Genomic DNA, 24203 nt, shown 5'->3' with positions numbered 1-24203 from the left:
TCGTCCTGATCTGACAAGGGCCCGCCGATGAACTCCGCCTTACGCGATGCCGACCTGGGTCCAGGCGTCATCCACTGCACTGTATACGGCGGGATCGGCAGGGAACAACGATTTCGCGGCGGCGCGGGTAAGGTCGGCGAACTCTTTCATGTTCGTCGATTTGTTGGCGCCCGGGCTGGTCAAAGCCTCGAACCAGATTTTCCCCGCCTTCTGCCAGGACCGTCCGCCGATAGCTGTCGCGGCAAGGTAGAAGGCGTGATTCGGGATGCCGCTGTTGTCGTGCGGATCCCCGCCAGGGATGTAGTTCCGGTAGTTGTCCGGCTGCGGAGAGAGGCAGTGCGGATCGCCGGGCTTAGCCATATTGCGCAGGCACGTATAGCCTTTCGCCTTCGCCGCGGGACCTATGATGTCGGCGCCGATGAGCCAATCAGCCTTGGCGACCGTTTGCTTCTTTTGCCACTGGCGGAACATCGAGCCGAACACGTCGGAGACACTCTCATTGAGCGCCCCCGGCTCGTCGGTGTAGTCAAGCCCCGCCGTGTACTGCGTGACGCCGTGCGTCAGCTCATGGCCGATCACGTCATTCGATTCCGTGAAGTCGAGGAAGATCTTCCCGTCGCCGTCTCCATACGTCATCTGGGAGCCGTTCCAGAAGGCGTTCATGTAGCGCACGCCGTAGTGGATCGATGACATCAGCGTCATACCCGCATCGTCGACGGAGTTGCGTCCGAAGCATTGCTTGTAGAACTTGGCGACGGCCGTTGTTTCCTCCAAGGCGCGTACGGCGGTGGCATCCGGACTGGTCTCCGGCGTCACAATGGGCGCCCCGGGCAGCGAAGTGGTGTTCTTGCAATCGTCGACGAGCACCGATGGCGCCGGCGCGAGGACGCCCGCAAACCGATTGCTGGTCATTCCCCTTGCAAGCAGACCCATTTGGACGGCGTCGGTCTGCGCACTGCGCAGTCCGCGCCAGGCGTCTTCCAGCACAACACTTTCCCGCATAGCTTGGCGCGTGTCTACCGCTATCGATTCGTCTTCAGCGAGCTTGGTTAGCACGCTCGGCGGAACGATCTGGCACCTATGACGAGCACACATGATGAAAATCCTTCCAGTACAGCTGATTCGATTCTTCCTGCGGCTCGCGGGCCAGGTCGAAGTACGTTTCCAAACGCTGAAGGCTTTGGCGTGCAGCGGAATCCGCGGCGCGATTGTCCTCGTTGCCGACCGGCGCTTGTCGCACGACGTAGATCAACTACCCGGCTCGCAGCCACCTCCTTCTGCGGGAGCGGAAAGCCGGACCCATCGAGGTCCAACCGAGCCAAGTATTGGATTCGCATACGTAATGGGCACGAGTAGTGGACTACTCGATTCGGCTCAATTCACGCGTGCGGCGCGAGTGCAGGACCGCGAGCGCCTCAATCGTCTTGGAAGACTGGTTAACTCGTCTAAGAGTCAATGGGCCTAGGTATGGACTTTCCAGCCCGCCAACGGGGTGGGCGCCGCTGGAGCGTTGGGGTCGTTGAATTCGATGTAGATGTCGCCCTGTTTCACGTTGCTGTCGTAGGCGATGAATCCGTGAGCGGTTTGGCCATTGGCGACGGTGCCTGAGCGCAGGGGCGGCGTCTTGTTGATCGCCTGGTAGTCGACCATGGACGAGCCGCCCTGGATGTCTCGGTACGGGTCTTGTCGCCACGGCGTCGCGGCGGCGGTGATGGAGGTTTGGCTGTAGGTGAATGGTGCGTCGGACTTGCCGACGATGGTGAACTCGACGACATTGCAGCCCCCGCCGCCGAAGCAGCCGGACGAGACCCAGTTCGCGTTGTTGAGCGTGACGTCGGCCGTCGCAGTGCTGTACTCCGTGACATGGATGGTGGTGCCGGATTTCCCGGTCGGGAACGGCGACTGCTGAGTTGTCGGGTCGGCGTTGCCGTGAGGTGCGGTTGCGCACGCGGTCATCGCCAACATCGTCACGAGCGTTGCGCTCCAGGGAGTACGTGTGGTCACTTGGCGTTGCCTCCGATCAATCGAACACCAGCAGCGGGTTGCCCCAATGCCCTCATGCTGCCACCACGGTGGAGTTGTCGGCGCCGATCACACCTGGTCCTTAACCAACCGGTCGCGAGCAACGGATACGGTGAACTGGATTGATCCACCGCGACGTCATCCCGGCTCGCCGGGGTATCAGCGAGTGAAGAGGTAGCACATGAGCAACCGAGGACTGATGACCATGGACCTCACGTGTCCGGAGGGACACGTGGCGGGGCAGCTGATTCGGGGTGCCGGGCAACCGGCCACCGAGATCCAGCTGCCCGACGGTGCACCCGAAGAATGGCCGCGAGGCGGCGACCGCATGTACACATACCTGACTTGCCCCGGTTGTAATCGCCGGATTTATGGGTCGACGGAAGCGATTCAGGAGAGAGCCCTTTGGCTGTCCGAGAGTGACTCGGAGTCGCAGGGTCGACACTCGCTGCGCTACCTCGAGGACAGCCTCACGTAATCCAAGCGATCGCACGATGCCCTCGCGACCGTGGATGCAAGATGAGCAGATGCAGCCCGAGGCTTCCCGATGAACTCCCGCACCCTTGTCCGGCGTCGGCTCGATTATCTCCTGCTCCCAGCCTTCGTGCTCGGCATCATCAACGCCGTCTTGTTGAGTCTGCCGGAAGGGCTCGGGGTTCGGGTCGCCACTGACAGCCCGTGGCCACCGTTGCGTGCCTTACACACCTGGGGTGTCGAGCAAGAACCGCAGCACCTCGTCATGCCGCCCACCTTGCGGGCCTCGCTCCTGTACGACGGTTTCGTTCAACTTCCGCTGCTCGTCGTGCTCACCATCGGCATCTGGAAGCTCAAATCGTGGCCTTGGCTGGGCGCACTGGCCATGGCCTACGCCGTCAGCGCCGTGATCAACATGTACTTCTACTTCACGCAGACATTCCTCGGACCTAACCCTCCCTCACACCTGGCGACCTACCTGCCGCTGAACCTCCCCTGGCTGATCGTGCCGATGCTGGTGGCGTACCGATTCTGGCCACGCACAGCCTGAGGAGCAGGCGCTCTCGTCAACTTCCGGACATTTCGAAGACGAACTCGTGGCCGCAGATACAAATGCGATCACCATCGGCCAGCGTCGCGCTGACACGAACCTTCTCACCCGCAACCTCGACTCCGTTGGCCGACCGCAGATCGGTGATGACAAAACTGTTTCCGGTGTCGACGATCACCGCGTGGTGGCGACTGACGGTGTCGTCGTCGAGGACGATGTCATTGTCGAAGACGCGGCCGATCCTGGTGGCGGTACCTCGCAGCGGATAGCGGCTTCCGTCGGCATCGAGTAGGTGTGCGACGGCGGACTCCTCGGCGACCTCGGTCGTCCGCCGACGAGTCACGGCAACGCGTTTGGCTGTTGCGCGTGCAGCTTGTTCGACGTCGAGCGGCTCCTGGCGAAGGATCCGCTGATGCAGACGCTGCAACGTGGGACCGGGATCGATACCCAAATCGTCAGCGAGCACAGCCTTGAGCCGGCCGTAGGTGTCCAGTGCGTCGTATTGGCGTTCCGCCAGATAGTAGGCGGTGATCAGTTGCGCCCACAGCGGTTCTCGGTAAGGGTGCTCGCCCACCAAGATTTCGAGCTCACGGATTATCGAATGCATTCGGCCGCAAGCTATTTCGACTTCTGCTCGCGCAGTGACTGTCACGAGCTTGTCCTCTGCCAGTGCCGCCGCGAAGGCGTCCACGAATTCGAAGTCACGCAGATCCTCGAGCACCGGCCCGCGCCACTGGGCTAGCGCGGCCGACAAATGGCCGCTGGCCTTTTCGAACCGGCCGGCGGCGACGGCCTCAAATCCGGCCTTTTGTTCGATGGCGAAACGGTCGAGATCGCAGGCCTCTTCCGGCACGGCCAGCCGATACCCGGGCTGGACGCTGGCCAAGATCGCGGCGGGATCCGCGCCTATGCCGCCGATGAGCCGGCGCAGCCTGGACACGTGCGCATGCAGGCTCGCTCGAGCCTCGGGCGGTGGGCGCTGCTGCCACGCGGCGTCGATCAACGAGTCGATCGCCACGGTGCGGTTTCGATTGATCAGCAGCAGGGCCAGCACGGCCCGCTGTTTTGCCGCACCCAACGGCAGATCGGTACCGTCGGCGCTCAGCTGCAGCGGTCCCAATAGCCCAAACCGGAGGGCGTTGTCGGTCATCGCGATATCCGGCATGCGGTCACCACAGGTACACGCGTGCGCTGCTTCCGCCGATGCACGTGATCCAGCTGTCCCCGGGGTGTTGCTGGCAGTGCATGAGGAAGTTGGAGCCGTTGCACAGCGCGCCGGCCACGGACTTGCAGTCGACGGCACCGGGCGCCGAGACGGCCCGGGGCAGCGGGCTGGCGTCGCCGTATTCGGCCCAGTAGGTGGTCAGCACACTGTTGGCGAAAAGACAGGAGGTTTCCGGCGTGCCACGGCCGGCGTGGGTGCCGAACCCAGTGGCGTTCGGCAAGGAAAAGCCCTGGTCGCAGGACTGATGCAGGGTGCTCAGGTCGGGGCCGGTCACCAGTGGGGGCAGCGCTGCACGCGCGGGGGTTTCCTGTTGCCTGGTCGGCCCGTGCGCGAACAGACCGATGTCCAACCCGATGCCCGCGAGGACCAGAGCCGCGGTGCCCGCGATCACGGCCGGCAGCACCCATCCGCGCTTTCTTGAACCTTGGTCGGGAGGCTCCGCTGCGATCGGATCGGTTTGCACGGCCGCGGCAAAAGGTCGGGTGCCGTCGGCATCTGCCGATGTGCCACGTGGTGACGTCATCTCGTCGGTCAGATCGCGTTCGCTTCCCAAGGCGCGCTGCGCCGCCCGGGCCAGTGCGCCCGCTGTGGCGTACCGGTCGTCGGGGTGTTTGGCCATGCCGCGCGCGACGACGTTGTCGAGCGCGACCGGAACCCGCGGATTCGCCGCGCTCGGTTGTGGGGGCGGCAAGGCCATGTGGGCGGCCACCAGATGTTCGAGGCTGTCGCCCTCGAACGGGGCGTCCGCGGTGAGGGCCTCGTATAACACGCACGCCAGTGAGTAGACGTCGACCGCGGGTGTGGTTATCTCGTCGCGAAACCGTTCGGGCGCCATGTAATTCAAGGTGCCGATCTGAGTCCCGACCGTCGTCAGCCGCGGATCGCCTCTGCCCTCGGCGATTCCGAAGTCGACGAGATACACAAAATCGGCCGGGGTGACGATGATGTTCTGCGGCTTGACGTCTCGATGGATCAACCCCTCGGCGTGTGCCGCATCCAGTGCGTCGGCGACCTGACCGATAATGGCCACCGCACGCCGGGGAGCCAGCGGGCCGTCCGCGATCAGGTCGAGAAGAGTCTGCCCCTGCACCAGGCGCATTTCGATGTACAGGCTGCCGTCGATCTCGCCCCAGTCGTGGATCGGAATGATGTGTGGTTCCTGCAGAATCGCCGCGGCCTGAGACTCCCGCTGAAATCGGGTGCGAAACGTGGGATTGGTGGACAACTCGTCGGCGAGGATCTTGACCGCGACGGTTCGCTGTTTGCCGGTGTCGAAGGCTTCGTAGACCGCCCCGCCCCCGCCCTTGCCGAGCAGGCGCGTGATGTTGTATTTGCCGAACGTCATTCCGACGCGCGAGTCCACCGCCATCCCCTTGCTTCCTTCGGGTACCGACGCAGTATCTCGCTCACGGCCCACGCACGCACCCATTTGGTGCGGAACCCATCACCTGCGGGACGCGGCCCCAAGAAAGACGCAAGAAACGCGCAAGGCATGCGGCGCAGCCTCTGCGTAACCGGGCACCGCAGCCCACCAGCAAAGAGCCCGCCGACCGGGCCCGTTTTTCAGGGAGACCGAATAATGATCACGACAGCGCATCACGCAGACCCCGCGCCGCCAAACGCCGGCCCTCGCAACGCCCGTCCGCGCGCCGGGTTCCGGCGGTGGATGGGGACGACGACGCTCGCGCTTGCAGCAACGGCGATAGTCGCGGCGGGGATCACCCCGTCGCCCACCGCGCATGCCGAGCCGTCGCCGGCTATGGCGGCCCACGCCGTCGAGGCCCCTCTCGAGACCGTTCCCTGGTCGCAGGTCGGTCCGGGTTGGATGCTCGCGATGTGGAGCCCGGTGCCGGGCATGCATCCCGGCGAAGTGCCTCCGCCCGGCTCGCCAACCTGGGAGACGGCCACGACGACGCTGTATCTGGTCGATCCCGCGGGTGGCCGCTACCCGATCACCAGCTTCCCGCCGCCGGGCAAGGGTTCGCGCCCGGAGTTGGTCGACTGGTCGGGCGACGGGACCCGGGCCCTGTTCGTCACGGCCGAGAAGGGCCACCGGACCATCACCGAAGTCGACCTGCGCAGCGGCGCAAAGCGGACGTTCACCGTCGAAGGCAACGAGGCCAGTCCCCGCTACACCCGCCCCGACGGCAAGGCACTCCTGCTGCACGGGTGGAGCTCCTCGAGGCCTAAGTCGCTGGAACGCGTCGACCTCGACGGCAACCACCAGCTGACCTACCCGGTGGGGCAGGACTTTCAAGGGTTTCTCTCCACCCCGGACGGCACCCAGTTGGTGCTGGGCACGGCCGACGGCCTCGCTCTGATGGGCAACGACGGGGTGCCCGGTAAGACTTTGCCACTCGAGGGGCAGAAGGACTGCTCGCCGATGCGGTGGTGGGACGCGGGCTCGAAGATCGCGCTGGCCCGCTGCGGTAGTTCCAAAGGGTCGCAGCTGTGGCTGGTGCCGATCGACGGCGGCACACCGACCGCGCTCACCGCGCCGAACGACGGGCGCGGCCCCGACTACGGCGACCTGAACGCGTGGCAGCTCCCGGCCGGCACGTTCCTGCAGGCCGCCGGCGCGTGCGGCGTCGTATACCTCGCCAAACTCAACGACGACGGCACGACCACACAGGTCAAGGTGCCCGAAGTGAAAGGCCGCAGCGTCGTCGTACTCGGCGTCCACGGAGGCGATCTCGACCTGCAGGCCAGGGCCGGGTGTGGTGGCGGCCAATCGCTGATCGACTACAACCCCACGACCGGCACCTCAACGGTGCTGCTCGGGCCGACCGTCAACGGCGGCGGCGTCATCAATGCCATCCCCTACCCGGGCCAGAGATAGGAACGGAGATGGTCGGTCTTCAGGTTGGCGGGCTGAGGCGGCGCCTCGTCGCCCTAGCCGTGATCGCCGCGGCGGTGGTAGTGGCGGGGTGTTCTGGCCCTGGTGCGCCGACCGCCGCGCCATCACCGAGCACTGCGCACCTCAAAACTTATGCGCCGCAAGTGGTGCTGCCGTTCGGTGAATTGATCAACCACCCCGCCGGCGTGGCGGTCGACGCGGCGAACAACGTGTACGTGCTCGACTTGCACTACGGCCAGGTGTGGGAGATGGACTCGGGCACAACCAATCCGACGCACCTGCCGTTCACCGGCCTCGGCCGAGCCGTCGATGCCGCGGCAGACGCGGCGGGCAACCTGTATGTCAGCGACGATGCCTTGAACCGGGTGCTGAAGTTGATGCCCGGGGCTACGATCCCCATCGTGCTGCCGTTCACCGACCTCAACGTGATCGCCGGTGTTGCGGTCGACTCCACGGGCAACGTCTACGTCAGCGATTCGGGCAATAAGCGGGTGTTGAAGCTGGCAGCGGGTGCCGGTAGCCCGACCGTGTTGCCGTTCAACGGCATTGACCCCGACGGCGTGGCGGTGGACACCAGCGGCAACGTTTACGCCGTCGACTCGGGCGGCAAGCGAGTATTGGAGCTGGCGCCCGGCGCCACCACCCCCAGCGTGCTGCCGTTCACCAACCTCAAGCTGCCCACCGATTTGGCGGTGGATACCAGTGGCAATGTGTACGTCATCGACCGCGGTACCAACCGAGTGTTGAAGTTGGATGCGGACGCGAGTGCTCCAACCGTGTTGCCGTTCAACGATCTCAAGGACCCCTCCAGCGTGGCGGTCGACTCCAAGGGCAACGTGTATCTCAACGACGGGCTGCACTTTCGCATTCTCAAGCTGGCGGTCCAATCATGAAGATCGTGATTCGATGGGTTGTCGCGGCGGCCATGATCGCGAGTGCGGCCGGATGCGCGACATCACCGGTCGCTCACCAGACCGCATCGAGTTCGCCTGCACCGGCGACCACATCGGTTGCAGCGCAAGGTCGATCAGTGTGCGCCCAGCTGAACGGAACGATTGGACCCGACCAAAACTGCCACGTCCATAGCACCACGCCGACCTACAAGATCGACATCGGCTTTCCGCTCGATTACCCGGATATGCCCGCGGTGACCGACTTCGTGAAGCGCGACCGCGACGCATTCCTCGACTGGGTCGCCAAATTCGGGCCGTCGGATGGGCGTGGTCGGCCGTACGAGTACCAGGTGACCGCCAAGACATTTCGTTCGGGGCCGGCGGACTCGGGCACCCAAAGCCTCGTCCTCAAGATCGACAATGACACCGGTTTCGCCCATGAAGGCCACCCCAACACCACATTCCGATCGTTCAACTTCGACCTCGGCAAGCGCGTCCCGATCACGTTCGACACGCTGTTCAAGCCCGGGACAAACCCGCTGGAGATCCTAAACCCGATCACCCAGCGCGAATTCGATGCCCCGACCGTCGATCTCGACGAGAAGACGTACCAGAACTTCGCGATCACGAACGAGGCGGTGATCTTTTTCTTCGGCCAGGACCAAGTGGTGCCGGACAACGCAGGACCACACAAGATCACCGTGCCCCGCGCCGAACTGGCATCGGTACTTGCCTGATCCAACAGCGACACGGGAACGTGCGGCTAACTCTGTCCGGCGTTGCCCACGCAAGTTGCGGCGGCGAACTCGCCGGTGGAGGTCTGCTCGGAGCATCGGCGGCCCGGCGTCGTCGATCACGTGGACGGTATGGCCATCGACGACAGTCAACGCCTCAACAGTGGGCCGACGGCGGCGGGCCGCCCGGGCAGGACTCGAATTCAGGCGATCTGGACAACCGCTTGTTCAAAGAGCTGGTTATAAGCAAGGTAGACAGCTTGTTTGCCGGTCCGTTCCATGAATTCCTGGAACGCCTTGAACTCGTGTTCCTCGGCTCCAGGATAATTATAGAATTCATCGAATACAATTACTGTGCCGGACACGATGTTATCGGTCAACTGATCAAAGATCTCTTTCGTGGATGCATAGATGTCGCAATCGACATGCAGGAAAGCGATCGGCGTGGATTTCAGAATTTCTTCTCTGAATCGCGGAAGGGTTTCATGGAACATGCCCTTCACCAGCCCTACATTGTGCAGAACCGGTGGCATCCATCCTTCGACGTTGACCCTAAAAGTGCCTTGAGGGACCGTGATATCGGTGCGAGCCCACTGTTCAGGCAGGCCGTCGAAGGAATCGAATCCCCAGATCTGTTGCTCTGGATTGAGCGCCGCAACAAAATTGATGGTCTTACCTGTACATACGCCCATCTCCAGGTATGCGCCCTGCAGCGTAATGTGGTCAGAGCCGAATTTGAGCAATGCCGCATCCGTATTCAGTGGCTTTGCATCGCAAAAATATCTGGTCACCATCGCTCGCGCCGCGGGCGAATCCCGATAGTCCTTGTCCTTCGGATAAAAATTGAGAATCTGATGTCCCGTGTGCCATTCTTCGCTCACGGTGGGCATGCTTACCAATTGAGCCCAGTCGAACCCCATACTGTGCGGGTGGTCTGATGTCATCGGCGCCGTCTCCCTATTTGAATCTGGCCATGCGCACGGGCAGAACGCGTGGGCAAGCACAACACCGTCGACACGATTGACGCCAAGCGGACCGAAATCTCATGCGCTCAACCTCCTCGCCGGATGACTCACCATGATTGATCGGCAGCGTAGAGGTTTGACGGGTAATGCACGCCGAAATTGTGAAAATCCCGGTTACCGCCCAGCCGCGCTGAGCCACCCCTCCTCTTGGACCACGTCCAATCCGTTTGCCGCGGCTACACTGCGCGCCCATTCCCGCCGGTAATCGGCGGCTATGATTTCGCCACCGCGACACGACAGGAGCCGCCGATGTCTACAGATCGTCAGCGTGGGGTCGAACTGCAAGCGCAACAGGTCATACCGGACATCCGGCGGACGTTGTGGCTGGGCACTCTGTTGCAATTTGGATTGCGCGCGGTGCTGATCGTCTTGGTCGTTGCGACGTTGTTGCTGGAGCCGCCGGACCATTACGAGTGGGTCTGCGTGACCGTCCCGCTGGTGTACGCGGTCGTCCTGGGATGCTGGAGTAAGTGGGCGTTGCGACGTGGGGCGCCCACGACGGCATCCACCACGACGCTCGTACCACTGCTTATGCTGACCGCCGACGTCACGATGGTTTCTGTCCTGTCGATACTCGCCGGCGTGACGTCCCCGCAGGACTGGACATCAGACGTGATGAGGAATGGCTTCTTCCTGATTCCGTTGATCGCCGCGGCGCAGCTGGATCCCAAGATCAGTGCGGCGGTGGCGATCCCGACCTTGTCCGTATTCGTTCTGACGTGCTGGATCACTAGGTCGGCCAACCAAGAGCCATGGGCGTCGATCCTGCTGAGCTCTTTCGTCTTGGCCGCGCTAGCCGGCGGGTCGGTTGTCCTGTCATTCATCCAGCGGTCCCGCATAGAAATGATCGCCGACTTGGCACGGCAACGAAGGCACCTGCTGGAAGAGTTGCTGAAAGTGGAACGGCATGAGCGGCAGGCTATTTCGGAACGTCTGCACGATGGTGCCCTTCAGTACATCTTGGTGGCACGCCAAGACATTGAGGATGTGCGAGAAGGCTCGGCCGATGCCGTCGACCGGGTGGAATCGGCGCTTGCCGAGTGTTCGGGCCTGCTGCGCGACGTGGTCCGCGAACTGCATCCAGACGTGCTGGTGCGCATGGGATTGAAATCAGCGATCGCGGCCCTCACCGACAGTCTCCGTTCCCGCGCAGGGCTCACCGTCAGTTTTGACGCGGGTAGTTGGCCCGATGGACTGCGCACCGAGGCCGATGACGTGCTGTACAACGCTGTGCGTGAGGCGTCGACGAACGTCATCAAACATGCACGTGCCCAACATATTTGGATCGAGCTACAACACCACGACGGGTTGGCCTCGCTGCGTGTTGCCGACGACGGGGTGGGCATCTCAGCGACGGCTATGGCGCGAAAGGCTGACGAGGGTCATATCGGGATGACATCGATGCGCGCGAGGGTACTCGCATCCAGTGGCCAGTTCGACGTGCGCTCGACATCTCCCGGAACCGAACTCGCCATCTCCATACCGATTGGGACGACGCGTCATCTCACTGCCGCCTGAACCTGCTACCAAGATCCTTTTGAGGCCCATTAGCAAGCCTTTCTTCCGGCGGGGTCGATCCGGCGCTTAGGCATCTTGGTCAGCACGATTTGGCCGCGGCGCGCAGGCGCGGGCGAATGATTCAGCACCGGATACCTACGGGGGATCACCGGAAAAGCCCAGTGGAAGGCGATATCTCAGCTACTGTTCGCGACCATGGGCAAACTGGCGGCGCTGACAATTGGAATCGCGACGGCACTCACGTTCGCTCCCGCGGCGAACGCCGATGCACGCGACGCGTCGTTTGTGCAATCCCTGCCCTCAGTGCCGCTCATACCGCAAGCGCCAGGCCAGTCATGCGACCCCAACTACTCGGGTGCCTGCGTGCCGATCGCTAGTGACGTCGACTGCGCGGGCGGTAGCGGCAACGGTCCGGCGTACGTCAAAAGTCCCGTAAGAGTCATCGGCAAGGACATCTACGGCCTAGACCGCGACGGCAATGGCATCGGTTGCGAATAGCCACCAGCCCCCGAAGCACGAATTGCTTCGTAACCGCTTTAGGCGATCAGCAGGGCGACACCGCTGTCAGTAACTTCGACACTGACGCAGGAGAGATCGGTGACGACGACGTCGGCGTCCGTCAGTTCGTCCGCGTGGTGAGTGGTCGTCACGGCCAGTACTTGCGCCCCTGCGGCTCGGCCGGCACCGACGCCGGCGGGCGCATCCTCCACTACCAGACACTCCTGCGCCTCGAAGCCCAGCGCGGCAGCCGCCTTGAGGTAGCTCTCGGGGTCGGGCTTGCCAGTTGACACGTCCTCTGCGCCGATCAGCAACTTCGGTGCCGGCAGCCGCGCTGCCGCCAGTCGAGCGGCCATCAGGGTGCGTGGCCCGGAGGTCACCGCGGCCCAGTGACTACGCGGTAGAGCCTCAAGCAGTCGGTGTGCGCCCGGTAGCGCCAGGACGCCATCGAGATCAGCGGACTCTTGCAGAGCCAGTAGGCGAGCTGTCGCCGCGACGCGCTGCTGTGGTGCGACGAATTGCGCGACCGTGTCTTCGGTTCGCCTGCCATGGCAGACCTTGAGTACCTCGTCATAGTCGACGCCGTATTCCCTGGCCCAGGTACCCCAGGACCGTTCGACTGTGGCGGTTGAGTCGACCAAGGTGCCGTCGATGTCGAACAAAATTCTCTTGCCGTGCAGCACCGCCATAGGTCGCAACCCTAATCGGGGTGGGGCGGTACATGCGCCGGCCAGAGGTTCTGCCCGGGGGATGCGAGCGGCCTCGGTTTGCCCTCGGCGATGGCGGTCGGCAATGTTCAGGCCGGCATGAACAGACCGTTCGGGTCGTTTGTCGTGAAAACCCCACGTCAAACGGGATCTTCTAATAAGCGTAGAGCAAAAAGAGGTGCCCCTTTGTGAGGTTGGTCATAGTTGCTAATACGCCGCTTGCACACTTTTGTAAAGGTGCATGAATGTAAATACAACTACTTGGGCCCAACATCTTCAATTTGCGCCGTCCTGATACCATGCATTCAATCAACTGCTTCGGCCCCTGCCTGCCGCCATGCAACGACGCTGCGTCAGGCAATTGCAGCGTGGGCGACGAAAGGATTCTTGGTGTCAACAGCCACCAAACGAGCTCAATACGACTTCATTTACGAGACTTTGCAGCATGAAACGGCGGCACTGGACTTTACAATATCAGTGCTAGAAAAAAGTTATAAATCCCACTTTTCTAAACACGCCAGCGATGTGAATGGGCTCCTAGAGGACGCGTGCAAGCATTTGCTGGCAGCCGGCGATGGGCGTGAACTCTATCAAGTAAGCAAAGAGGTGCACGAACAATTTTTCGCATCTGAAGGAAACGGGTCATGGTTCAGCGAGGGCTACTCGGCATATAAGTCACAGCGTAAGCCGATACAGGACTTCGATAACCTTGCAGATGCCATTAGCGGAAGCACAGTCCTCGACTTCGGCTGCGGCCGCGGTCATTTAGCTGAGCTGATCGCCAACGCCGGCTTTGACTGCTACACCACAGACGTCATGGACTACCGCGGCGCGAACGCTAGCCACCTAACGTTTCGGCAGATGGCTTCGCCTGTTGATGTCCCCTATGCGGACGACATGTTCGACAGCGCGATCGTGAAAACCGTCCTCCATCACGTTGATGAACCCGATCTGATTCCGCTGTTGATCAATTTGCGGCGTGTTGCACGGCGGTTGATTATCGAGGAAGACACGTACGCTGTCCACACGGCGCCGCTCGGGGCTGCGGTGAGACAGATTGAGCTAACCGAATTCAATAAATTGAATGAAAGCGATCAATTCCGAGCGCTCGTGCTCATTGATTTCTTTGGTAACGCCGTAGCCCAGGGGCTTGTCGATATGAATTTCGGCTGTCAGTTCAAGCGAGTTAGCGAGTGGCATTCATTATTTAACAGCCTTGGCTTCCGTATTGTAGATACGGACGTCGTGGGCTTCCGTCCGGGAAATATTCACAAAGCCTGCCAGGTTCGCTTCGTCGTTGATCGCGAGGAATTGTAAGAGCCTATTTGGCAGGTCGCTCAAGCCCAAGCTGATCGCGCAATGTGGGCCCGGCGTACTCGGTGCGGAATCGGCCACGGCGCTGCAGGATGGGCACGACATGATCGACGAACGTCGTCAGCTCATACGGCAGCGTCGATCCCATGATCGTGAACCCGTCGACCGCGCCGGCGTCCTGCCACGCGATCACATGGTCGGCCAACTGCTCGGGCGTGCCGACGAAATGCCTCTGTCCCGCGAGCCCGCCCGTCACTTCCTGCGCGATTTCACGCAACGACGCCTCGGGTCGCGCACGCGAGACCGCAAAGAGCTCTTCGGCCCGGCTTGACGGCGCCGACCGTCCAGCCCAGAGTTCGGCGGGCAGCGGAGCGTCAGGGTCGAAACCGTCCGGGTCGAGCCCCGCAGTGTAAAGAGTATTCTGCCAACGAAACTCGGGATTCTCCAGGTCTTCGAGGCGCTGTGCCTGTGCCCGGGCTTCGGCCTCCGTGCCGCCGAGCGTGATCATCAACGCGGGCAGCACCAGCATCTGATCGGGCTTACGACCTATCGCCGCGGCCTGCTCGTGGAGGTTGGCCCGGAAAGCGACCGCGGCCTCAAGTGAGGGAGGCCCGGAGAAGACCACCTCCGCGTAGCGCGCAGCAAGACCAACGCCCGCGGCAGACTGTCCTGCTTGAACGAGCACCGGGTGCCCCTGCGGGCTGCGCGGAAACGGCTGGACGCCCTCGACGTCGTAGTACTTGCCGTGGAAGCGCGGCGCGTGCAACTTGGTGCGGTCTGCCCACACGCCGCGTGCGCGGTCACCGATGACCGCGTCGTCCTCCCAGCTGTCCCAGACGTGGGTGACAGCCTCGACGAATTCGTGGGCCTGCGCGTACCGGTCGGCGTGCTCGGGGTGGAACCGCTCGCCGAAGGCGGCCGCGGCCAGCGGCGTGACGGTGGTGACGATGTTCCAGCCGGCGCGGCCGCCGCTGAGGTGATCGAGCGTCGCGAATCGGCGCGCCAGCTCCCACGGCTTGCTGTAGGTCGTCGAGCCCGTCCCGATCAGCCCGATGCGCTCGGTGACCGCGGCCTGCGCCGAGAGCACTGCTATCGGGTCGAACTGCGTCTGAGGCAGATACGTCGCCCGGTATTCGGCGATGGCGATGTTGTCGGCCAAGAAGATCGAGTCCATCAATCCGCGTTCAGCGATCCGCGCGATATCCGTGTAGTAGGACAGGCCCAGCACATTGCGCACATCGCCGTCGACGACGCGCCACGCGGCCTCGTGATAGCCGTTCGGCCAGATGAAAGCGTTGAAGTGCAAAGGCCGCGTGCTCATAGGTTCGACTCCTTCGTGCCGTGAATGCTTGCGAGGGAGGCGTCGTGGGGACATGAAGTCGTCCCCGCAGCCCTAGGCATTCTGATGGGGCAACGCGGCCTGGGGTTGAAATAGTCCTTCGTGGTGGGGACGCCGCCGAGCGTGCTCTCAGTGCGAAAATTCGGCCTATCTTTCGCCCTGAGAGCACGTTGGGCGAAACCCTCGGCTGATCGTCAACGCCAGTCGTGGTGGGTGAATTTTCGCCACCGCTGGGAATCGGCCCACAGGGGTGTACATCGGGCCGAATCGTCTCTCCGACATAGCTTTTAGCGCTTTGTGACCAGTCCGCCCGGTGGGATGTCGTCAAGGTCGTGATCGATCAGCGCACGCACGGCGGGACGCGACCCGTATGGTCGCAGCATGGTACTGGCCGGCCGTGGACGCACGTGCTGCGGCCACCAGAACCAGCGCCCGAGCAGGGTGGCCAGCGACGGAGTCATGAACGACCGCACGATCAAGGTGTCGAACAACAGACCCAGCGCGATCGTCGTACCCACCTGGGCCATCACCCGCAGCGGGCTGAAGGCGAACGTGGCCATGGTGGCGGCGAACACCAGACCGGCGGCGGTCACCACCGAGCCCGAACCGGCCATCGCGCGGATGGTTCCCGTCTTGAGCCCGGCGTGGATTTCCTCCTTGAACCGCGATATCAGCAGCAGGTTGTAGTCCGAGCCGACCGCCAGCAGCAGGATGACCGCCATCGCCAGCACCATCCAGTGCAACTTGATCCCAAGGATGTACTGCCATAGGAGCACGGAGAGTCCGAACGAGGCGCCCAGCGACAGCAACACCGTGCCCACGATCACGCAGGCCGCAACGACGCTTCGGGTGATCACCAGCATGATGACGAAAATCAGTGTGGCCGCGGCAATTCCGGCGATCAACAGGTCAATGTTGGAGCCGTCGTGCATGTCCTTGTACGTCGCGGCGGTACCGCCTAGGTAGACGTTGGCACCCTCCCAGGGCGTGCCCTTGATCGCCTCATGCACGGCCTGCTTGATCGGCTCGATGTGGCTGACGCCTTCAGGAGTCGCCGGGTCGCCTTCGTGCGAGATGATCAACCGGACAGCGCGCCCGCCCGGCGAGATGAACTGCTTGAGACCCCGCGCGAAGTCCGGGCTCTTGAACGCCTCTGGCGGAAGGTAGAACGTGTCGTCGTTCTTGGATTTGTCGAATGCATCGCCCTGCGCGGTGGCGTTGTCGGCCTGCGCTTTCGCCTGGTCGTTGAGACCCTTTGTGATCGCGTAGTTCGACATGATGGTGTCGAGGTTGTGCTGCTGGCTCTCGATCTGCGGCGGTATCAGTGCCACCAGCTTCGGCTGGATCTGATCCAGCTTGTCGAGATTCGCGCTGAGGTTCACGATGTTCTCGGCCACCTGGTCGATGCCGTCGAGCGCGTTGAAGACCGACCGAATTGCCCAGCAGACCGGGATGTCGAAACAGTGCTTCTCCCAGTAGAAGTAACTACGGATCGGCCGGAGGAAGTCGTCGAAGTTCGCGATGTCGTCGCGCAACCTCGCGGTGATCTCCACGGTTTCCTTTGTGAGCCTGGTGGTTTCGTGGGTGGTGTTGCTCAGATCCTGGGTGACCTGCATCTGCTCATGCAGCGTCGCCATCGTTTTCTTGAGCTCGGCCGCCTGGTTCAGCAGGTTGCTCGCCTGCTCTTCCTGATAGTGCTGGGTCTGCAGCCGCCCGGCGGCTTGTGCACCCATCTGAAAACCGAGCGTGCTGTGGTCGAGCGGCGTGCCCAACGGCCGGGTGATGGTCTGCACCCGGCCGATACCGGGGATGTGGAAGATCGCTTTGGCGACCTTGTCCAGGACGATGAAGTCGGCCGGGTTACGCAGGTCGTGATCGGTCTCGATCATCAACAGCTCGGGATTGAGGCGAGCCTGGTTGAAGTGCCGGTCGGCAGCCGCATAACCGACATTGGCCGGAGTATCTGCCGGCAGGAAGTGGCGGGTGTCGTAGTCCGTTTTGTAGCCGGGCAGAGTGAGCAGGCCGACCAATGCGGCGGCGATCGTCACCGCGAGAACCGGTGCGGGCCAGCGGACGATGGCGGTACCGATGCGTCGCCAGCCCCGGGTCTGCAGCTGTCGCTTCGGGTCCAGCAGCTTGAAGAACGACGCCACGGTCAGGACCGCCGGTGCCAGAGTCAAGGCCGCGAGGACCGCGACCAGCATGCCGACGGCGCAGGGTATGCCGAGTGACGAAAAATAGGGCAATCGGCAGAAGCTCAGGCAGTACATCGCGCCGGCGATGGTGAGCCCCGATCCCAACACGACGTGCGCCGTGCTGTGGAACATCGTGTAGAAGGCTTTTACGCGGTCTTCGCCAAGGCCGCGAGCCTCGTGATATCGGCCTACCACAAAGATCGCGTAGTCCGTTCCGGCCGCGATCGCCATCAGCACGAGCATGTTGTTGGCGAACGTCGAAAGCCCCATGATGCCGTAGTTGCCCAGCGTCGCGACGACACCGCGGGCGGCGGCCAATTCGATGAAGACCATGACCAGCATGATTAGCGTGGTGACCACCGACCGATAGACGTACAGCAGCATCACGATGATCACGAGGAAGGTGACCATGGTGACCTTCGCAACGCCCTTCTCACCCGCGTGCGACTGATCGGCAAACAGCGGACCTGCCCCAGTGACGTAGGCCTTGATTCCGGGCGGCGCGGGCACCGAGTTGACGATCTTGCGGACGGCTTCCGTGGATTCGCCGGACTGGGCGCTGCCCATGTTGCCGGCGAGGTAGACCTGGACGTACGCGGCCTTTTGATCGTGGCTCTGGGATCCCGCGGCGGTCAGCGGATCACTCCAGAAATCCTGGATGTGCTGAACGTGTTTCTTGTCTTGCTCGAGTCGCTTGACGATCTCGTCGTAGTAGTGGTGCGCCTCGGCCCCCAGCGGCTTGTCGCCCTCCAGCAGGATCATCGCCGAACTGTCGGTACTGAACTCTTTGAACGTCGATCCGACGTGCATCATCGACTGGAACGACACTGCGTCCGTGGGACTCTGCGACACCGACTGGCGCTTGGAGACGACCTCGAGCTGAGGGGAAATAGTGTTGGTGACGAAGACGATGCCCAACCAGATCAGAACAATCGGCAACGCGAGCCGATGGATCATCCGCGGCAGGAACGGCGGGATCAGCGGCTGATCAACGCGTGGCGGAACCTCGGCGGCCTCGCTCATGCGGACTTGTCCAGGCAGTAGACCATGGCGTTGACGTTTTCGTTGGCGGGCGATTGATTAGCACCCTTGATCACCGCACCGTGCCCGTCGTGGTTGTCCACGACGAAGTGGCAGGCAATCCAACTCCCGTTTCCTTGCGCCACCAGGTTTGCCGGGATGCCGGGCTTCGTTGAACTCAAGATTGTGCTCCAGGGCAAGGGGACGTTGAGGGCCTGCTGCGGGTGGGAGTTCTCGTCGAGGTAGTTGATGGTCGCCGTGCTGCCCGGTGAGCCCCAGACCTCGAGCGTGATGGTCTTCGCGTTGAACTGGTCGAGGACCTCGCCCGACGTGCCACCACCGAACGAACCTTTGTGGACGCCGAAAATTCCGTGCAGTCGGTAAACCATGAAACCCGACAGGGCGACGACAGCCACGATCGTGAGCACGAGCCAGAACCGGCTGAACAGGCCCTGCTTCTTGGCGCGCTGTGGACCGGGTTTTTCCTCGGAGCTTGGGGGGACCTTGGGATCGCGCGACTCTGTCCACGGCTTGGTGGTCGTCATGGGCGCTTTCCTAACCAGGGCTAAGGCTAATCAACTACTTTAGAGGGTAAGCTTAGACGCTCTAACCTACAACGAGATGGTCCGGGATTCACGTCCTGACCCGAGCGATCCGCAAACTCAGATACTCCCTTGGACCGTCCCGCTTCGCAAAAGACAAATCGTGAAACACAAGTGCGGCGGAACGGCAGTATCCACTGGCTGTTCAAGCGGCCTGCTGTAGGTCGCCCAGCCCGTCCCGATCAGCCCGATGCGCTCGGTGACCGCGGCCTGCGCCGAGAGCACTGCTATCGGGTCGAACTGCGTCTGAGGCAGATACGTCGCGCGATATTCGGCGATGGCGATGTTGTCGGCCAAGAAGATCGAGTCCATCAATCCGCGTTCAGCGATCCGCGCGATATCCGTGTAGCGCTTGGTGGAGCCGGCTGGGCTCGAACCCGCGACTAACGAATTGCAGCCAGCAGATACGACTTCCGGTAAGACCGCGCTATGCGTTGTCACACAACTGCTTTCGCAGAGTGATTGCGCTGTTGCATCCGGTTCTTCCCGGTGTTTCGCGATCACTATCTGTAAATTGATGGGTAGAGCCGTCACCGCAGCGCCCAGTCTGATCGAGCCGGTGCAAACTATGACGGAGCCATCCGTCGTCGCCGCGCAGCGAGGCGCAGAGCAGCCGTCCACCTGAGAGGCGACTATCGACCTGGGAGTCCGGATAGGGAAAGCTATTTATCCGTGACAACCGATGTCGAGGGGTGGGTGGATCGGCTGAAACGCGCAGCCGAGGGTGGTTACGTTCTAGACCTGGCGGACGGTAATACGGTTGACCGGGAGTCGTATGCGACGTGGCCGGCGCAGCGAACGGTCCCGGCAGTCGCGTTGCTAACGGTGCTTATAGATCCAGATATTCGGGTCGACTCACGCGGCATCGAAGTCAGGGGTGCCAGATTTGTTGACTGTGTTGATTTGCAGCATCGCGTCCTCTCTTATCCGCTTGGCTTGCGCGAGTGCGTTTTAGAGCAAGGTCTCAGACTGGATTTTGCGCAGATCCGGGGCCTCTACCTTTCTCGAGTGACGGTCAACGGGGGGCTCCGCGCACCGGGTGTGACCATTCAGGGCCGACTCAACCTCGCTGGCGCCACCCTCAACGACAACGACGGAGTTGCCTTGAACCTCGTGGGTGCCCACGTCACAAACGACGTGGACGCGGTCGACGGATTTCGTGCTCACGGCTTGATCGATGCGCGCGGCGCGACTATCGGAGGCGACCTCAGCCTCACAGGCGCTGTCCTCACTAAACCTGCTATCGACGAAGTACGCGCACTGGCTCTCGACGGCGCGCGGATAAGTGGCCAGGTCTATGCCGGCAAGGGCGCCGACGAAGAGAGCCGCGGCGTACAGGTCACCGGTGAGTTCAGCGCCATCGATCTGGCCGTCGGCGGTTCCCTCGATCTCTCAGGCGCCGTCCTGGACAATCCCGACGGATACGCGCTAGTTATCAACCGAGCGCGCATCACCTCCGACCTGTTCGCGCGCGACGGACTCTGCGCGACCGGGGCGGTCCACGCCATCGGTCTGACCGTTGGCGGCAACCTTGAATTCGATGGTGCCATCCTCAACAATCCGGCCACGAACGATGGCTCTGACCGGTACGCCCTTGTACTGGACCAGGCAAAGATCACCGGCGATGTGTTCTTCCGCGACGCCGTCGAGGCGAACGGCGAGACCCGATCCTTCGAGGCCATTGGCAGAGTTCGCTTCCGCGATGCAACCATCGGCGGCGACCTCGTGCTAACTGGCGCCACTCTCAACTGCCCAGGCACCGCCGGCAAGTCTGGCTGGGCCGCCTTGGACCTCGCCGGTGCGCGCGTAGCCGGCAGCGTCCTTGCCGGGGAGGGCGCTGAGGTCAAGACTCACCCGTGCCATGTCGTCGGTACCGTTCGCGCCGTCGGCGCGACTATCGGCTACCAACTCGACCTCAGTGGTGCCACACTTACCAATCCCGACGGGGTCGCACTGAATTTGGAAGCTTTGAAGGTCTCGCGTTTGGTCCTGACGCCCAAGAGATTCAGTGGATCGGTGAATCTGATTAGGGCCCGTGTGGACGACTTGTTTGTTGATAAGTACCCTCCCGAGCCGCTTTCCGCCACCGGATGGACTATCGGTGATGTGCGTGGGCCGATTGGCTCGCTACGCGAGAATTGGAGACTTGCACACCGCTGGCTCAACACGGCATCCGCCGACACTGGCCTGTCAGCCCGGCGGCTGTGGTGGCGCACGCACACGGCGTGGCTGCGTCGGAATAAACAAGTGGTGTCGGTCCAGCCCTGGCACGCGTTAGCTGACGTCTACGACCGCAACGGTGACCCCGCCGCCGCACGAAGACTGCGATTCGCCGCGGAAAACAAGATCACCGCTCAGTCACCACCCTGGACGCGGATGGTGCGAATTGTCTACTGTGCCGTGGCAGGCTATGGATACTTCCCCTTATTGTCCATCGCAAGCATGATCGTCTTGGTGGCCATTAGCTTCGCCATCGTGGATGGGAATCGCGACGGCATTGTGCCGACCCACTCGGACGCCGCGCTAAAGGCAGCGATACAGCATCTCGGAGACCAGAAAGCCAAGGAATGGTTACCGATCACCGCGCAGACACCCTGCGAGGTTCACCCCGGCTACCCCTGCATGGAACCCCTGACCTACGCCGTCAACGACGTCCTTCCGCCGGCGGGGGCAACCAACCAGGACTGGACGATCTCGCCCACCGCGCCCCTGGTGCTTGTCGTCGGTCTGCCCGTCGTCAAGCTCGGGCTCTGGGCCCTGGCAGCTCTTTTCCTGGCGGGCGTGTCGGGACTACTCCGGAAAAGCAAGTAATGAGAGTTCACCATTCGATGCCAAGTTGCAGAAGAGCTTGCACTGCTCGTTGCCAGCGTCGTCAAATGCCAGCTCCCGCAGAGGAATTCAAAATCTTCCAGACCACTGACCAACTTACGCGGTGAGGGCTAGTCACGCTTAGCCAACTCGAACACCAACCGCCGCGGCCCCCAATACGGCCGCGACCGCCGCAACTCCAACAACGCAGCCTCAACCTCGGCCGGCATCTGATGCGGACACGACACCGGCCGCTGCGACCGATCCATCAACCCCTCAAGACCCGCGGCCTCATGCCGGGCCAACCAGGAATGCAGCGTTTGACGCGACACCCCTACCTTCTCGGCGACCTGCGACACCGACAGCCCATCACTGATCACCGCCTAATATCGCTGTTCGGCCACGCTCAAACTCCCTCATCTAGGGAGTGTCAAGGATCAGCCGAAGTAGCTGTCAACCATCAGCCGAAACACCGTCAAGCATCAACCGAGGTCATACAAACACTTGGTGGGGCGGGCGGGGCTCGAACCCGCGACCAACGGATTATGAGTCCGCGGCTCTAACCAACTGAGCTACCGCCCCCGGTGCTTAACGGGTACGACATTAGCGTCTCAGCTTCCAGTGCCGTCGCCAGCCGACTGGCGGCAGGCGAAAAACCCGGATCTGCGAGCTGCACAGTTCCGAGTCAAGCCCCGGTCGATCGCGACGCCCGACAAGCATTGACACTCGCGACCGTGGCGAATAACGTGCCGCGATGCCGATAAGTACGCGCCCAGCAATCGTGCGCGCCGCGTGCGTAGCCTGCGTCGTGGCCGCGCTGGGGCTGGCCTTAAACGGGGCCATGGATCTCTACTTGACCGGCTTTCCCGACGGCCACCTGACGGACTACGACAAAGCGGCACACACGCCCAAACAGATCCTGCTGTGGGCGGAGTTCGGTCTCGCCGTGCTGTTTCTGATTCTGGCCTTACTACCGATGGGCGCCCGAACGCGTGCGATCGGATTGCTCGGCGCCCTCATCGCGTTGGTCGCCGCAGCAATAGTTCAATTGGTCTGTATCCCTTGGTATTTCGTGACCCATCTCGGTCTGGACAACGGAATCGGCGGCTAGGTGGCGGGCGCCGGCGGGTCCGTGAAACCCGGGTCCCCAGGGCTCTGGTCAGGGGGTAGTGTCAGGACGGCGATCCCGCCCCGACTATCGACGATGTGAGGAAATCCGTTGTCCGAAACCAAGCTCACGGTCATCTACGACAACCCCACCGATCCGGCGGCCTTCGAAGCCGCCTACGAATCGGAGCAACTCGAAGCCGCTCGACGGATACCGGGATATCTCCGGCTCGAGGCGTCGAAAGTCTGGCCGAAAGAAGACGGCAGCCCGACGCCCGCCTACCGCATGATCGATCTGTACTACCCGACGTACGACGACGTCAGTGTGGCGGTGACGACCCCAGAGGCGGGCGCCTTTTTCGAAACCCTAGGCCGGATCGCCACCGGCGGCGTGCGTGTACTGGTCTCCGACATCGAGGTGCCGCAGCAGGGATCTCGAGCGGTCAGCTGAATACCGTCTGACCGTCGACGTCGAGTAGGTAGGTCTCGGTACCTTCGGAAACCCGGGGCGCGTCCCCACCCAGCGAGACAGCGATCTTATTGCTGGCATTACGCATGACATCGAGGGTGAGCTCGGCGGCTTCGACCTCGGAAAACCGAGCGCGCACCTCGGCGACAACGTCGGCGTCGAGGTGCGCCGGCGTCCAAATTAACCCATCTACATACCGCAGCGCTGCTTTTGCGCGATCGTCGATCAACGTCGACTGCTCGAACTGGGCGATGTCGTCGTACAGCGTCTCCGAACCCCCGGCATCGAGCGCCCTGCTCTCCCGCACCGACTTGCACAACCGGCAGTTGTGCGCAGTCGCCCCGCGCAGCCGCGCCAGCTCGGACGTCACCGGATCCAGCGCGCGCATCCGGCCGACCGCGGGCAGAAACTCGTTGAACACCTCACCCGACGGGTCGGTGGCGTGATCCCACTCGATCGGCCCGCGCGTCCAGCCCAGAAAACCCGAGCCGACGCCCAACGCCTCGAGCCCGGCCCGCACCCGCGGTACGAAGTCGGCGATGTACATCGCCACCACGACACCAAAGGTGCTGTCCCCCAAGGTCTTAAACAGCAAGGACCGTTGCTCGACGGTGATCGCGGAAACGTCGGCGCTGAACTGCTCGGCAAACTCGGCGACGACGGTCTCGGCCTCGGACGACGGCTGAGTCACCTCTACCTCGACCGGCAGCGGCGACAGCGACATCGTCTGCGCACATACCCGCCGCACCAACCCCACCAGGCGGGAATCAGCAGGAGGAGACAAGGCCACCAACCGCGTCAGCTGACCATCACGAACCGTTGCGGGAGTCACCATTGGAGATACGT

At 62.6% G+C, this 24203-nt stretch carries 22 protein-coding genes, 1 tRNA gene and 1 pseudogene; 10 read left to right on the top strand and 14 right to left on the bottom strand.

The window, feature by feature from the left end:
- Positions 1-39 precede the first annotated feature (39 nt).
- The 3 genes from G6N55_RS27025 to G6N55_RS27015 form a co-directional block, all read right to left on the bottom strand.
- Positions 40-1095: a M4 family metallopeptidase gene (locus G6N55_RS27025; protein ID WP_085221343.1), complete on the bottom strand. Its 1056-nt coding sequence runs from the start codon at positions 1093-1095 to the stop codon at positions 40-42.
- On the bottom strand, positions 1079-1252 hold the full coding sequence (locus tag G6N55_RS27020) for a hypothetical protein (RefSeq protein WP_163667075.1): 174 nt from the start codon (positions 1250-1252) through the stop codon (positions 1079-1081). Before G6N55_RS27020 ends, G6N55_RS27025 begins: the two co-directional genes overlap by 17 nt.
- 209 nt (positions 1253-1461) lie before the next feature.
- Positions 1462-1965, bottom strand: coding sequence for a hypothetical protein (locus G6N55_RS27015; protein ID WP_085221702.1), 504 nt, complete (start codon positions 1963-1965; stop codon positions 1462-1464).
- A 604-nt stretch (positions 1966-2569) separates the two neighbouring features.
- Between G6N55_RS27015 and G6N55_RS27010 the strand changes: the two genes are divergently transcribed.
- On the top strand, positions 2570-3046 hold the full coding sequence (locus G6N55_RS27010; protein WP_139826747.1) for an EXPERA domain-containing protein: 477 nt from the start codon (positions 2570-2572) through the stop codon (positions 3044-3046).
- A gap of 16 nt (positions 3047-3062) precedes the next feature.
- Here G6N55_RS27010 and G6N55_RS27005 read toward each other — a convergent pair whose 3' ends face one another.
- Positions 3063-4211: a BTAD domain-containing putative transcriptional regulator gene (locus G6N55_RS27005; protein ID WP_085221340.1), complete on the bottom strand. Its 1149-nt coding sequence runs from the start codon at positions 4209-4211 to the stop codon at positions 3063-3065.
- 4 nt (positions 4212-4215) lie between these two features.
- Positions 4216-5640 carry a serine/threonine-protein kinase gene (locus G6N55_RS27000; RefSeq protein WP_085221339.1) on the bottom strand — a complete coding sequence of 475 codons (1425 nt, stop codon included), beginning with the start codon at positions 5638-5640 and terminating at the stop codon, positions 4216-4218.
- Positions 5641-5850: 210 nt separating this feature from the next.
- Between G6N55_RS27000 and G6N55_RS26995 the strand changes: the two genes are divergently transcribed.
- Genes G6N55_RS26995 through G6N55_RS26985 form a run of 3 tightly spaced genes read left to right on the top strand, consistent with a single transcriptional unit; the run spans position 5851 to position 8758 of the window.
- Positions 5851-7110 (top strand): TolB-like translocation protein, encoded by a 1260-nt coding sequence (locus G6N55_RS26995; protein WP_232078843.1) that lies wholly within the window; start codon positions 5851-5853, stop codon positions 7108-7110.
- An 8-nt stretch (positions 7111-7118) separates the two neighbouring features.
- Positions 7119-8021, top strand: a complete 903-nt coding sequence (locus G6N55_RS26990) for an NHL repeat-containing protein (protein WP_085221337.1) — start codon at positions 7119-7121, stop codon at positions 8019-8021.
- Positions 8018-8758, top strand: a complete 741-nt coding sequence (locus G6N55_RS26985; protein ID WP_085221336.1) for an esterase — start codon at positions 8018-8020, stop codon at positions 8756-8758. The genes G6N55_RS26990 and G6N55_RS26985 overlap by 4 nt, the downstream gene beginning before the upstream one ends.
- Positions 8759-8958: 200 nt before the next feature.
- Here G6N55_RS26985 and G6N55_RS26980 read toward each other — a convergent pair whose 3' ends face one another.
- Entirely contained in the window at positions 8959-9636 is a 678-nt protein-coding gene (locus G6N55_RS26980; protein WP_163667520.1) for a TylF/MycF/NovP-related O-methyltransferase, read from the bottom strand.
- A 291-nt stretch (positions 9637-9927) separates the two neighbouring features.
- Between G6N55_RS26980 and G6N55_RS26975 the strand changes: the two genes are divergently transcribed.
- Positions 9928-11298 carry a sensor histidine kinase gene (locus tag G6N55_RS26975; protein ID WP_232078842.1) on the top strand — a complete coding sequence of 457 codons (1371 nt, stop codon included), beginning with the start codon at positions 9928-9930 and terminating at the stop codon, positions 11296-11298.
- Positions 11299-11493: 195 nt separating this feature from the next.
- Positions 11494-11796, top strand: coding sequence for an excalibur domain-containing protein (locus G6N55_RS26970; protein WP_085221333.1), 303 nt, complete (start codon positions 11494-11496; stop codon positions 11794-11796).
- Positions 11797-11834: 38 nt separating this feature from the next.
- On the opposite strand, the gene G6N55_RS26965 is transcribed toward G6N55_RS26970, so the two are convergent.
- A complete protein-coding gene (locus G6N55_RS26965) occupies positions 11835-12485 on the bottom strand; it encodes an HAD-IA family hydrolase (protein ID WP_085221332.1) in 651 nt (216 codons plus the stop codon).
- 408 nt (positions 12486-12893) lie between these two features.
- On the opposite strand from G6N55_RS26965, the gene G6N55_RS26960 reads away from it, so the two are divergent.
- Positions 12894-13820, top strand: coding sequence for a class I SAM-dependent methyltransferase (locus G6N55_RS26960; protein WP_163667517.1), 927 nt, complete (start codon positions 12894-12896; stop codon positions 13818-13820).
- A 4-nt stretch (positions 13821-13824) separates the two neighbouring features.
- On the opposite strand, the gene G6N55_RS26955 is transcribed toward G6N55_RS26960, so the two are convergent.
- The 4 genes from G6N55_RS26955 to G6N55_RS26940 all read right to left on the bottom strand — a co-directional run bounded on the left by G6N55_RS26955 (position 13825) and on the right by G6N55_RS26940 (position 19507).
- The gene (locus G6N55_RS26955; protein WP_163667513.1) at positions 13825-15138 is read right to left on the bottom strand and encodes an NtaA/DmoA family FMN-dependent monooxygenase; all 1314 of its coding nucleotides are present in this window, start codon (positions 15136-15138) and stop codon (positions 13825-13827) included.
- 305 nt (positions 15139-15443) lie between these two features.
- Positions 15444-18374 carry an MMPL/RND family transporter gene (locus tag G6N55_RS26950; RefSeq protein WP_085221329.1) on the bottom strand — a complete coding sequence of 977 codons (2931 nt, stop codon included), beginning with the start codon at positions 18372-18374 and terminating at the stop codon, positions 15444-15446.
- Positions 18371-18916: an MmpS family transport accessory protein gene (locus tag G6N55_RS26945; RefSeq protein WP_085221328.1), complete on the bottom strand. Its 546-nt coding sequence runs from the start codon at positions 18914-18916 to the stop codon at positions 18371-18373. Before G6N55_RS26945 ends, G6N55_RS26950 begins: the two co-directional genes overlap by 4 nt.
- 117 nt (positions 18917-19033) lie before the next feature.
- Positions 19034-19507 carry an LLM class flavin-dependent oxidoreductase gene (locus tag G6N55_RS26940; protein WP_163667509.1) on the bottom strand — a complete coding sequence of 158 codons (474 nt, stop codon included), beginning with the start codon at positions 19505-19507 and terminating at the stop codon, positions 19034-19036.
- 474 nt (positions 19508-19981) lie between these two features.
- On the opposite strand from G6N55_RS26940, the gene G6N55_RS26935 reads away from it, so the two are divergent.
- On the top strand, positions 19982-21784 hold the full coding sequence (locus G6N55_RS26935; protein ID WP_139826745.1) for a pentapeptide repeat-containing protein: 1803 nt from the start codon (positions 19982-19984) through the stop codon (positions 21782-21784).
- Between the two features lie 134 nt (positions 21785-21918).
- Here the strand turns inward: G6N55_RS26935 and G6N55_RS26930 are convergent.
- Both G6N55_RS26930 and G6N55_RS26925 read right to left on the bottom strand, forming a co-directional pair.
- Positions 21919-22161 (bottom strand): annotated as a pseudogene (locus G6N55_RS26930) (helix-turn-helix domain-containing protein); the annotation flags it as partial.
- Positions 22162-22286: 125 nt separating this feature from the next.
- Positions 22287-22363 (bottom strand) — tRNA-Ile (locus tag G6N55_RS26925).
- A gap of 172 nt (positions 22364-22535) precedes the next feature.
- Between G6N55_RS26925 and G6N55_RS26920 the strand changes: the two genes are divergently transcribed.
- Both G6N55_RS26920 and G6N55_RS26915 read left to right on the top strand, forming a co-directional pair.
- On the top strand, positions 22536-22892 hold the full coding sequence (locus G6N55_RS26920) for a hypothetical protein (RefSeq protein ID WP_169718484.1): 357 nt from the start codon (positions 22536-22538) through the stop codon (positions 22890-22892).
- 108 nt (positions 22893-23000) lie between these two features.
- Complete coding sequence (locus G6N55_RS26915) at positions 23001-23339, top strand: EthD family reductase (RefSeq protein WP_085221325.1); 339 nt, start codon at positions 23001-23003, stop codon at positions 23337-23339.
- On the opposite strand, the gene G6N55_RS26910 is transcribed toward G6N55_RS26915, so the two are convergent.
- Entirely contained in the window at positions 23332-24192 is an 861-nt protein-coding gene (locus tag G6N55_RS26910; RefSeq protein WP_085221324.1) for a carboxymuconolactone decarboxylase family protein, read from the bottom strand. The genes G6N55_RS26915 and G6N55_RS26910 overlap by 8 nt on opposite strands.
- Between the last annotated feature and the right edge of the window lie 11 nt (positions 24193-24203).

This window comes from Mycobacterium florentinum (genome assembly GCF_010730355.1).
Classification (GTDB): domain Bacteria; phylum Actinomycetota; class Actinomycetes; order Mycobacteriales; family Mycobacteriaceae; genus Mycobacterium; species Mycobacterium florentinum.
Note: the sequence above shows the minus strand (reverse complement) of the source record. Positions and strands in the feature narration are given on the sequence as shown.